The sequence below is a fragment of the Rhizobium sp. CF142 genome (genome assembly GCF_000281145.1).
Lineage (GTDB): Bacteria > Pseudomonadota > Alphaproteobacteria > Rhizobiales > Rhizobiaceae > Rhizobium.
Genome location: NZ_AJWE01000122.1, coordinates 18,888 through 30,143, shown reverse-complemented (window position 1 = coordinate 30,143; position 11,256 = coordinate 18,888). Strand labels below are relative to the sequence as shown.

At 62.1% G+C, this 11,256-nt stretch carries 9 protein-coding genes; 4 read left to right on the top strand and 5 right to left on the bottom strand.

Annotation, left to right across the window (positions count from 1 at the left end; translation table 11 throughout):
- Positions 1 to 75: 75 nt before the first annotated feature.
- From PMI11_RS30775 to PMI11_RS30760, 4 genes are read right to left on the bottom strand one after another with little or no spacing between them, the layout of a single operon-like run.
- Positions 76 to 465 carry a DoxX family protein gene (locus tag PMI11_RS30775; RefSeq protein ID WP_007825284.1) on the bottom strand — a complete coding sequence of 130 codons (390 nt, stop codon included), beginning with the start codon at positions 463 to 465 and terminating at the stop codon, positions 76 to 78.
- Positions 462 to 878, bottom strand: coding sequence for a VOC family protein (locus tag PMI11_RS30770; protein ID WP_007825283.1), 417 nt, complete (start codon positions 876 to 878; stop codon positions 462 to 464). The genes PMI11_RS30775 and PMI11_RS30770 overlap by 4 nt, the downstream gene beginning before the upstream one ends.
- A gap of 5 nt (positions 879 to 883) precedes the next feature.
- Positions 884 to 1,360, bottom strand: coding sequence for an SRPBCC family protein (locus PMI11_RS30765; protein WP_007825282.1), 477 nt, complete (start codon positions 1,358 to 1,360; stop codon positions 884 to 886).
- Between the two features lie 39 nt (positions 1,361 to 1,399).
- On the bottom strand, positions 1,400 to 1,747 hold the full coding sequence (locus PMI11_RS30760) for an ArsR/SmtB family transcription factor (RefSeq protein ID WP_007825281.1): 348 nt from the start codon (positions 1,745 to 1,747) through the stop codon (positions 1,400 to 1,402).
- A 242-nt stretch (positions 1,748 to 1,989) separates the two neighbouring features.
- Here PMI11_RS30760 and PMI11_RS30755 point away from each other — a divergent pair, with 242 nt between their 5' ends.
- From PMI11_RS30755 to PMI11_RS30740, 4 genes are all read left to right on the top strand, one after another.
- Positions 1,990 to 3,555 (top strand): Do family serine endopeptidase, encoded by a 1,566-nt coding sequence (locus PMI11_RS30755; protein ID WP_007825280.1) that lies wholly within the window; start codon positions 1,990 to 1,992, stop codon positions 3,553 to 3,555.
- Between the two features lie 153 nt (positions 3,556 to 3,708).
- The gene (locus tag PMI11_RS30750) at positions 3,709 to 4,455 is read left to right on the top strand and encodes a response regulator transcription factor (RefSeq protein ID WP_007825278.1); all 747 of its coding nucleotides are present in this window, start codon (positions 3,709 to 3,711) and stop codon (positions 4,453 to 4,455) included.
- On the top strand, positions 4,452 to 5,858 hold the full coding sequence (locus PMI11_RS30745; RefSeq protein ID WP_007825276.1) for a HAMP domain-containing sensor histidine kinase: 1,407 nt from the start codon (positions 4,452 to 4,454) through the stop codon (positions 5,856 to 5,858). Before PMI11_RS30750 ends, PMI11_RS30745 begins: the two co-directional genes overlap by 4 nt.
- A gap of 81 nt (positions 5,859 to 5,939) precedes the next feature.
- Complete coding sequence (locus tag PMI11_RS30740) at positions 5,940 to 8,897, top strand: bifunctional [glutamine synthetase] adenylyltransferase/[glutamine synthetase]-adenylyl-L-tyrosine phosphorylase (RefSeq protein WP_007825274.1); 2,958 nt, start codon at positions 5,940 to 5,942, stop codon at positions 8,895 to 8,897.
- 12 nt (positions 8,898 to 8,909) lie between these two features.
- Here the strand turns inward: PMI11_RS30740 and PMI11_RS30735 are convergent, their stop codons facing one another.
- Positions 8,910 to 11,225, bottom strand: a complete 2,316-nt coding sequence (locus tag PMI11_RS30735) for a PAS domain-containing sensor histidine kinase (protein WP_007825272.1) — start codon at positions 11,223 to 11,225, stop codon at positions 8,910 to 8,912.
- Positions 11,226 to 11,256: the final 31 nt, after the last annotated feature.

Genomic DNA, 11,256 nt, shown 5'->3' with positions numbered 1-11,256 from the left:
AGGCCAGGCTCGCCGAGTTGCTGGAAAAATAAGAAACCATTCCGCCGCGACGAACCACGGCGGAATGGTTGATCCTCACGCCTTTCGATAGGGAAACAGTGCCCTAACCGCAGGATCCCGCAGCCACAACCCGCCCCACATGAACAGCCCGAGATAGATGCTGAACAGGATATGGCTGAAGAGCGGGCTTCCGGCCCGGACCTGCGTGGCCATGGCGCCGCCGAGCAGGCCCATCATCAGCACGGCGCCGAACACGCTTGTCTGCGGTATGAGGTAGAGTACGAGGCAGGTCAGCTCGATCAGGCCGATCATCAGCACATAGCCGTTTGGCCATCCGAGCTGGGTCATCGTTTCCTCGGCAATCGGCAGGCCAAGAAGTTTGGGGGCGATCGATGCGCCGAGCATGAAGAGCGCGAAAAGCCCGGTCAGCAAGCGACCGGTCCAGATCATGACCTTATCGCTCATCGCTGATCCCTAGGGATCGTATTGACCATCCAGGGTGTACCGAAACGATCGGTGAACATGCCGAAGCCCGGCGACCAGAAGGTCGCGTTGAAGGGCATGGTCACTTTGCCACCTTCCGAGAGCGCCTCGAAGACGCGCTTCGTTTCCGCCGCATCCTGGCTGTGATAGGTGGCGCTGAAGCCGCCCATGTTCTCCTGATATCCGGGAGGGGCGTCGCAGCCCATCAGGGACTGGTCGCCGACATCGAGCCAGGCATGCATGATCTTGTCCTTGAAGGACGGATCGATCGGCATGTCGCCGGGCGCTTCGGCGAAGGTGAACATGCCGTTCAGCTTGCCGCCGAGCACTTTGGCATAGAATTCGAAGGCCTGCCGGCATTCGCCTTTGAAGACGAGATTCGTTACAAGTTTCATGCTCCTCACTCCCTTTGATTTCCTTGAGTTGCAATCCAGCTTTCCAGCCTGCCGAAGGTGCTCTCCCAGCCATATCTGTGTCCGGCAACGCTCTCTTCGGATTTCAGCTCCGCATGGGTGAAATCCATCCGCGTGCGGCCATCGGCCAGCTCCTCGAAGACGACGGTCACGAGTGTCACGACCGGTTCGCCATCCTCATGCGATCCCTCCCACTGGAAGGTGAAGGAGAGACGCGAGGGCTCCTCGATCTCCCGGTAGACGCCGCTCTGCCAGAGCAGACGACCGTCCTCGGCGTTCTTCAGGCAGGCCCGATAGGCGCCGCCGACGCGTAGATCCTGCACGACACTGACCGCCGGCCATTCCACCGGACCGAGCCAGGCGACGACCATTTCCGGGCGCGTCCAGGCTGCCCACAGGAGTGCACGCGGCGCGTTGAAGATCCGCTGCATATGCAATGTGGGGCGCGATAGCTGATCGGCCATGATTCTTCCCCCTGTTTGATTGAAAATGCGCGTCGACATTCAGTTGCGGGAGCCGCTGTCGTCCGCTCTCTGGATCTTTTGCAGGTAGCCATCCAACCGGTCGAAGCTCGATTCCCAGAAGCGTCGGTATTGCTCCAGCCAGTCGGCAATGCTCTTCATCGCCATCGGTTCGAGCCTGGCCGGCCGCCACTGGGCTTCCTTGCCGCGGCTGATGAGCCCTGCCTTTTCCAGCACCTTCAGATGTTTCGAAACCGCCGGAAGGCTCATCTCGAAGGGGGCGGCGAGTTCGTTGACCGAAGCCTCGCCTTCGGCCAGCCGCGCGATGATCGCCCGGCGCGTGGGGTCTGCAAGGGCGGCGAAAGCGGCGCTCAGCGTGTCGGTCTGCATGGTGGACCTCGTATGTAACTTTATGGTTAAATACAGGGCGCAGGCTCGATTGTCAACCGATCGGTTAAATACGGTTTGGTGAGTTAATCTCGCTCTTCGGCGTGCAACCAAAAGAATATTGGTACATTACGAATTTTTCATGGGCTGGACAGTTCGCAGTAAGGTGCGGCGTCCTATATCTCGGTCATCACTGGTCCGGCACCGCCGGAACGAAGGTCTGAACAAGAAGAGAAGGTACTCTTATGCTGAAAAATTTCCGCGGACGTCCGTCCCTCAAAACGGTGCTTCAGGCATCCACCGTTGCAGGTCTGGCAGCCGCCGTGCTTGCAACCGGTATCCCTGTCGAGATCTCCCGTTCCTATGCCGAGGCTGTCAATGTCCAGTCTCCCTCGGTTCCAAGCTTTGCAAATGTCGTTGACGCCGTTTCTCCGGCCGTCGTTTCCGTCCGCGTCGAAAGCCGCATTAAGCCGGCCTCTGATGATGGCGACGGTTTCTCCTTCGATTTCAACGGCCGCGGCTTTGACGATCTGCCCGACGCTCTGAAGCCGTTCTTCCGCCAGTTCGGCGAACAGGGCCAGGGCCACCAGGGTCAGAACCAGCAGCGCCGCTTCGGCCAGCCGGGCGGCCCGGGCCGCCTGCGTCCGGTCGCTCAGGGCTCGGGCTTCTTCATCACTGAAGACGGTTATATCGTCACCAACAACCACGTCGTTTCCGACGGCTCCGCTTTCGTTGCTGTCATGAGCGACGGCACCGAGCTCGATGCCAAGCTGATCGGCAAGGACCCGCGCACCGACCTCGCCGTGCTGAAGGTGGATGGCAAGGGTCGCAAATTCACCTATGTCAACTGGGCCGATGACAACAAGGTCCGCGTCGGTGACTGGGTCGTTGCCGTCGGCAACCCCTTCGGTCTTGGCGGCACGGTCACGGCCGGCATCGTTTCGGCCCGCGGCCGTGATATCGGCTCCGGCCCCTATGACGACTACCTGCAGGTAGACGCAGCCGTGAACCGCGGCAACTCGGGTGGCCCGACCTTCAACCTCAACGGCCAGGTCGTCGGCATCAACACCGCGATCTTCTCGCCGTCGGGCGGCAGCGTCGGTATCGCCTTCGCAATTCCGGCCTCCACCGCCAAGGATGTCGTTGCCGACCTGATGAAGGACGGTACGGTTTCGCGCGGTTACCTCGGCGTACAGATCCAGCCGGTCACCAAGGACATCGCCGACTCCCTCGGCCTCTCCGAAGCAAGTGGCGCTCTTGTTGTCTCCGCTCAGGAAGGCACGCCCGGCCAGAAGGCCGGTATGAAGACGGGTGACGTCGTCACCGCCGTCAACGGCGAGCCGGTCAAGGATGCCCGCGATCTCAGCCGCCGCATCGGCGCGATGACGCCGGGCAGCAAGGTTGAGCTTTCGGTCTGGCGTTCCGGCAAGGCCCAGTCCGTGACCGTCGAGCTCGGCACGCTGCCGGCCGACCAGCAGGCTTCCGCTGGTGACGACAACGGCCAGCCGGAGCAGGCCCAGCCGCCGGCTTCTGAGAAGGCGCTTGCCGATCTCGGCCTGACGGTCGGCCCGTCGGATGACGGCAAGGGCCTCGCCATTACCGGCATCGATCCGAATTCGGATGCTGCCGACAAGGGCATCAAGGAAGGCGAAACGATCACCTCGGTCAACAACCAGGATGTCTCCAGCGCCGATGATGTCGTTCGCGTCATCAACCAGGCCAAGAAGGACGGCCGCACCCGCGCGCTGTTCCAGATCCAGTCGAAGGACGGCAGCCGCTTCGTCGCCCTTCCGATCAACGGCCAGGGCTGATCTTCTGGTCTCAGAATGCCGGAGCCGCGCAGGCGCAAATGCCGCGCGGCTCCAACTCCTCAAGTCTGACGTATTCTTCACAGCTGCCAAATTCTTCAAGTCTGCCGAATTCTTCAATTATGCCAAATTCTTCAATTACGAAGGACGCCCGCAATGACCTCCGCCCAACAGGAAGACGCTTTGAGCCTTGCCGAAAAGCAACCGGCGGGTAATGTCGGCCGCATGAAGATTCTCATTATCGAAGACGATCTCGAAGCGGCGGTCTATCTCACGAAAGCCTTTCGTGAGGCGGGGATCGTTGCCGACCATGCAAGCGACGGCGAAAGCGGTCTTTTCATGGGATCGGAGAATACTTACGACGTCATCGTCATCGACCGCATGCTGCCGCGCCGCGATGGCCTCTCCGTCATCAGCGAGCTGCGCCGCAAGGGCATCCACACGCCCGTTCTCATTCTCTCTGCCCTTGGCCAGGTCGACGACCGCGTGACTGGCCTGCGCGCCGGCGGCGACGATTATCTGCCGAAGCCTTACGCTTTCAGTGAGTTGCTTGCCCGCGTCGAAGTGCTCGGCCGCCGCAAGGGCACGCCGGATCAGGACGTCGTCTATCGCGTCGGCGATCTCGAGCTCGACCGGCTTTCCCATGAGGTCCGCCGCGGCGGCAAGGAAATCCCGCTGCAGCCGCGCGAATTCCGCCTGCTGGAATACTTGATGAAGAATGCCGGCCAGGTCGTGACCCGCACCATGCTGCTGGAAAATGTCTGGGATTACCATTTCGATCCGCAGACCAATGTCATCGACGTGCATGTCTCGCGCCTGCGCTCCAAGATCGAGAAAGACTTCAGCCAGCCGCTGCTGAAGACGATCCGAGGTGCGGGGTACATGATCAAGGATGAGGGATGAGCCGTTTCCGGGTTCTCTTCAAGTCCACCGCAGTCCGCCTTTCGGCACTTTATATCCTGCTTTTCGCCATCTGCGCTGCAACGCTCGTCTTCTATGTGACGGCGATGTCCGAGCGGCTGCTGACCGGCCAGATCCGCGATGCGGTCGCCCAGGAGGTAACGCAGGTCCAGCGCGCCTATGATGCCGGCGGCATGAACCTGCTTCTGCGCACGATGGAGCGCCGCGCCCGCCAGCCGGGCGCCAATCTCTATCTCATTGCAGGCCCCTCGGGTGATATCCTTGCCGGCAACGTCGCCTCCGTGCAGCCGGGTGTTTTCGAGGAGCAGGGCTGGACCTCGGTGCCCTTCATGTATCAGCGCTACACCGATAGCGGCGTGGTGCGGCATATGGCGATTGCCAACATCTTCGTCCTCGACAACGGTCTGCGCGTGCTGATCGGCCGCGACCTCGGCGAGCCGGAACGTTTCCGCGTGCTGGTGCGCCAGGCGCTGATGATCGCGCTCGCCATCATGGGCCTCGGTGCCATCATCATCTGGTTCGGCATCGGCCGCAACGCGCTGAAACGCATCGATCGGATGTCGGACGCCGGCAAGAAGATTATGGCCGGCGATCTCTCGCAGCGCCTGCCGGTCGCCGGCTCGGGCGACGAGTTCGACCGTCTTTCCGTCTCGCTGAACAACATGCTGGAACGCATCGAGAAGCTGAACGAGGGCTTGCGGCAGGTCTCGGACAATATCGCCCATGACCTGAAGACGCCGCTGACGCGCCTGCGCAACAAGGCCGCCGATGCGCTCGACATTGAGGACGGCGAGGTGCGCCGCGGCGCGCTGGAAGGCATCATCTCCGAATCCGACCAGCTGATCCGCACCTTCAATGCGCTGCTGATGATCTCCCGCGTGGAAGCCGGTTCCGTCGCCGCCGAAATGTCGCCGATCGAACTCTCCGCCATCGTCGCCGACAGCGCCGAACTCTATGAGCCTGTTGCCGATGAGGCGGGCATGGCGCTGACCTCGGAGATCGAGCCCAGTATCGAGATCCAGGGTAATCGCGAACTGATCGGCCAGGCGATCTTCAATCTGCTCGACAATGCGATCAAATATTCCGCTGATACCGAAGGGGCCGGCGCCGTCTCGGTGAAGCTCAGCCGCCGCCCCGACGGCATCTGCCTCTCCGTCGCCGACCACGGCCCGGGCGTGCCGCTCGACAGGCGCGAGGACGTAGTGAAGCGCTTCGTGCGCCTGGATGAAAGCCGCTCGAAGCCGGGCACCGGCCTTGGCCTCTCGCTGGTCGAAGCGATCATGGAGCTGCATGGTGGCACGCTGGAACTGTCCGACACCGAGCCCGGAAATGCCGAACACCCAGGCCTCACCGTCAGTATGGTTTTCCCCGCTAAGGCAGCCTGATTTTCCTGATCATTTTCATATTGGCGCTTTCGTTCCGACACCCTAGTTTAAAGTCGCATTGCGGCTATGCAGGGAGAGCAAATGCTGACGAAATCGAACCACGGCCTGAAAGATGTCGCTGAAGGACTGCTGCGGCCGCTGAGCCAGGCGGAACTGAAATCGGCGCTTGCGGACCTGCAGGATATCGGCAAGAACGAACCTCTCGTGGCTGAGATGCTGAAGGCCGAGGGGTCGCTGCGCAACTTTATCGCCGCGGTCCTGACGCTCTCTCCCTACTTGCGCGAAATCGCCAATCTCGATCCGGCAATCCTTGCCTCTGCCATCAGCGACCCGCTGGAACCGCAGATCGAAGTGTTGATTGCAGAAGCGCGCGATTGCTGGAAACCGGATAGCGAAGGAAGCGTGCCCGGCGAAAGCCAGGTGATGAGCAGGCTGCGCATCGTCAAGCGCAGGGTCGCCTTCCTCGTAGCCCTTGCCGATCTCGCCCGTATCTTCGATGGCCGCGCAACAACCGGCTGGCTCAGCGAACTTGCCGAGGCCTCGGTTGCGGCCGCCATCGATCATCTGCTGTTGTCGACGCATGAAAGCGGCAAGCTGAAACTGAAGAATATCGCCGCTCCCAGCGAAGGCTCCGGTGTAATCGTTCTCGGCATGGGCAAGCTCGGCGCCTCCGAGCTCAACTATTCCTCCGATATAGACCTCGTCATCTTCTTCGATGAAGAGGCCGGCATCGTGCCCGACCCCGATGATGCGATCGAGATCTTCCCGCGCATGATGCGGAGGCTGGTGCGCATCCTGCAGGAGCGCACGGCGGATGGCTATGTCTTCCGCACCGATCTCAGGCTGCGGCCGGACCCCGGCTCCACGCCGCTCGCAATCCCCGTCGATGCCGCCATGATCTATTACGAGGGCAGGGGGCAGAACTGGGAACGGGCCGCCTTCATCAAGGCCCGCGCGGTTGCCGGCGATATCGCGGCAGGCGAGCAGTTCCTGCGCGGCCTCGCTCCCTTCGTCTTCCGCAAATATCTCGATTATGCGGCGATATCAGACATCCATTCCATCAAGCGGCAGATTCACGCCCATAAGGGCCACGGCGCAATCGCCGTGAAAGGCCACAACGTCAAGCTCGGCCGCGGCGGTATCCGCGAGATCGAATTCTTCGTGCAGACCCAGCAGCTGATCGCCGGCGGCCGGATGCCGGCACTGCGCTCGCGCGTGACGGAGGAGACGCTCTCCGAGCTCACCAAGGCAAAGTGGATCGATGCGGAAACCCGCGACGAGCTGACGGAGGCCTACTGGTTCCTTAGGGATGTCGAGCACCGCATCCAGATGGTGCGCGACGAGCAGACCCATCTCCTGCCGGAGACCGATGCAGAGCTGAAGCGCATCGCCTTCATGATGGGCTTTACCGATACGCCGAGCTTTTCCGAGCGGCTGGTGGAAGTGCTGAAGGCGGTCGAGCGGCGTTATGCCGACCTCTTCGAGCAGGAAACCAAACTCTCCGTTGGGACAGGCAATCTCGTCTTTACCGGCCAGGGCGACGATCCCGATACGCTGGAGACGCTGAGGAAACTCGGCTTCGAACGCCCTTCGGATATTTCCCGCATCATCCGTACCTGGCATTACGGCCGCTACCGTGCCACGCAATCGGTCGAGGCGCGCGAGCGGCTGACGGAGCTGACGCCCGAGCTTCTGCGCGTCTTCGGCGAAAGCAAGCGGGCGGACGAGGCGCTGCTGCGCTTCGACAGCTTTATTTCCGGCCTGCCGTCGGGCATCCAGCTCTTCTCGCTGCTTGGCAGCAACCCAGCGCTGCTCTCCCTCATCGTCAACATCATGTCCTCGGCACCGAAGCTCGCGGAAGTCATCGCCGCCCGCCCGCATGTCTTCGACGGCATGCTCGACCCCGGCCTGATGGCTGAGCTGCCGACGCGCGACTATCTCGGCGAGCGGCTGGAGGCATCGCTGGTGCAGGCCCGACACTATGAAGAAGTGCTGGACCGGCTGCGCATCTTCGCGTCAGAACAGCGTTTCCTGATCGGCATCCGCCTGCTGACGGGCGCAATCAATGGCGACATGGCCGCGCGCGCCTTCACCCATCTCGCCGATCTCATCATTGAAGCCGCCCTCGACGCGGTCATGGACGAGATCCGCGTTGCACACGGAAATTATCCCGGCGGACGGATTGCGATTGCCGGCATGGGTAAGCTCGGCAGCTTCGAACTGACGGCAGGCTCCGATATCGATCTCATCCTGCTCTACGACTACGACGATGCCGCCGCCGAATCCGATGGTGCAAAGCCGCTCGACGCCACGCGTTATTTTACCCGCATCACCCAGCGCCTGATTGCCGCCTTCTCTGCCCCGACGGCCGAAGGCGTGCTCTACGAAGTCGACATGCGGCTCCGGCCCTCGGGCAACAAGGGACCGGTCGCCACCCGCATCAATTCCTTCGGCAAATACCAGCGCGAAGAGGCCTGGACCTGGGAGCACATGGCGCTGTCGCGCGCCCGACTGATCTGCGGCGACCAAAGCCTGATCGACGAGGCGGAAGGCATCATTGCTGACGTGCTCTCAACAAAACGCGATATCGCCAAGGTCGCCCACGACGTCGCCGAGATGCGCGAGTTGATCGAAAAGGAGAAGGCACCTGAGAACGGCTGGGATCTGAAGCTCATTCCGGGCGGCGTGATCGATATCGAATTCATCGCCCAATATCTGGCCCTGATCGCGCCGGCAAAGGGCGTCGAGATCAAGATCAACGGCCTTACCACCGGTGCTAGCCTGAAGGTGCTCGGCGACAAGCTGATGACCTCGGCCGACCTTGACACCTGCCTAGAAGCCTTCGCCCTCTACACAGAACTTTCGCAACTGATCCGGCTCTGCATCGACAGCCTCTTCGATCCGAAGGAAGCACCCGCGGGCCTGACCGAGCTCGTCTGCCGGGCCGGAGACTGCCCTGATATCAAGACTTTGGAGGGCGAAGTGAAGCGGCTTTCCAAGGCGGTCCGTAAAGTCTTTCAGACGGTGGTGAAGGCGTAGGGCCGGATTGCCTCAGGCGTGATCGGGAATACGCAGCGAGATGACCGTTCCGACCGACTCGCGCGAGCGTATCTTCATGCTGCCGCCGTGCAGGCTTGTCAGCGAGCGGGAGATGGCGAGGCCGAGGCCGGAGCCGCCCTTGCTCTTGGCATACTGGCTCTGCACCTGCTCGAAGGGCTGGCCGATCTTGATGAGAGCTGCGCGCGGGATGCCGATGCCGGTATCTGCGATGGTGACCATGACGCCATCGGCAACGCGGCGGGTGCGAACCGCAATGCGCCCGCCTTCATTGGTGAATTTTACAGCATTGGAGAGCAGGTTCAGCAGCACCTGCTTCATGGCGCGGCGATCGGCCATCAGCGTCATGCCCGAGGAGATGCGCTGCTCGATGACGATATTCTTTTCAGCGGCTGGAATGGCGGTGAAGCGCAGACTTTCCTCGATCAGCGGCGCAAGGTCGGTGCGCTCGCGCGACAGCAGCATGTGGCCGGCCTCGATCTTCGACATGTCGAGAATGTCATTGATGACGTTCAGGAGATGCTTGCCGCTGTCATGGATGTCGCGGGCATATTCATTGTACTTGGCCGAGCCGAGCGGCCCGAACATCTGGTTCTGCAGGATTTCCGAGAAGCCGAGAATGGCGTTGAGCGGCGTGCGCAGCTCATGCGACATGTTGGCGAGGAATTCCGACTTCGCCTTGTTGGCTGCTTCCGCGCGCTCCTTCTCCACCAGGTAGTTGGAGTTGGCGGTCGAAAGCTCGGCCTTTTGCAGTTCCAGCGTCTGGCGCGAGGCGGAGAGATCGTTGATCGTCGCCATCAGCCGGCGCTCGGAGTCGCGCAGCCGCTCCTGATGGCGCTTCAAGGGCGTGATGTCGGTGCCAACAGATACGCGGCCGCCATCGCGGGTGCGCCGTTCGTTGATCTGCAGCCAGCGCTCGTCGGCAAGCTGCACTTCCGTGGTGCGTGAATAGCCGGAACCGTCGGCATCGGCAATGCGCCGCTCGATGACGGGACGGGCCGCAGCGGCATGGACGGTAGTTCGTTCGGTGCCGGGCACCAGCACGCTGTCCGGAAGGCCATAGGCCTGCTGGAAATGCGCGTTGCACATGACCAGCCGGTCGTTCTTGTCCCACAGTACGAAGGCTTCCGAAGTGCATTCGATGGCATCGGCCAGACGCTGGTCGGCCTCGGCATAACGCTGGGCCAAGCGATGCTGCTCGGTCACGTCCATGGCGATGCCGATCATATGCACGCGGCCGGAATGGCCGCGGATCACCTGGGCGCGGGCGCGCATCCAGACATAGTGGCCGCTCGCGTGGCGCATGCGGAAGATCTGGTCGACCTGGCCGGAATCGCCCTTGGCGACGGCGCGGGCGATCTCGTGCAATCCGTTATCCTCCGGATGCATGAGCCGTGCCGCATCGGCAAAGCCCATCGTCTTGTCGGAGCCGGCAAGCCCGAGCATGTCGTACATCGAGCGTGACCAGAAGAATTCGCGATTGTGGAAATCGAAATCCCAAAGGCCGCAGCGGCCGCGCGACAGCGCCGTCTCGACCCTGAGGTTGGATTCCAGGAAGATGTCGTCGGCATCGCGCGCCCGCTTCACCTGCATGTAATAGGCGTAGAGGATGACGAGCAGGATGGAGGAGATGCCAGCAAACAGCGTGACGTTGAGCGTCAGCTCCTCGCGCCAGAGACGGTTGATCTCGTTGAGCGACGTGGCGGAAACGATATAGCCGCCCGCCGTGCCCATCAGGGAGATCTCGGCATAATGCAGCTCGCCGCCGATGCTCGTTTCGATGACATCGGGGCGGTCGCCGAAGCGGCGGATCGCGGAGATCTCGGGGAAGAGGGCCGAGACGTCCGCGCCGATATAGGAGGCACCGGCCGTCGTTGCCGCAAACACCTTGCCGCTTGCCTGCACCAGCAGCACGAAGGCGCCGTTCTCCAGCCGATCCTGCGGCAGGAATTTCGCAAGGCGCGCTTGCGCCTCTGCGGTACCGCCGCCGTCGAAGAGATCGGTCGCATCGGCAAAGACGGCGGCCGCCGTTGCAGCCGAAAGCGCCGTCGCATGCCGCGCGGAGGCCGCCATGCGGCTATATTCGCTGACCATGCCGAAGAAATGCGAGGCCGCCACGACAGCAAGGAAGGCGACGATGAGAACGGGGATCGTGCGCTTCAGGAGAAGCTCTGCCTTCGGCAGGTGGCGCAGCAATGGCTCAGGAGCTTTTGCGGTCTGTCCGGACAGGCTGTCGCGCCAGGCTTTGAGCCCGCCAAAATCGACACGCAGCCGTCCTTCGGCCGCGGTTGCCCGCCGCACGTCCATCATCTCTGAACCTTGTCCCTCATGTGATTCGCGC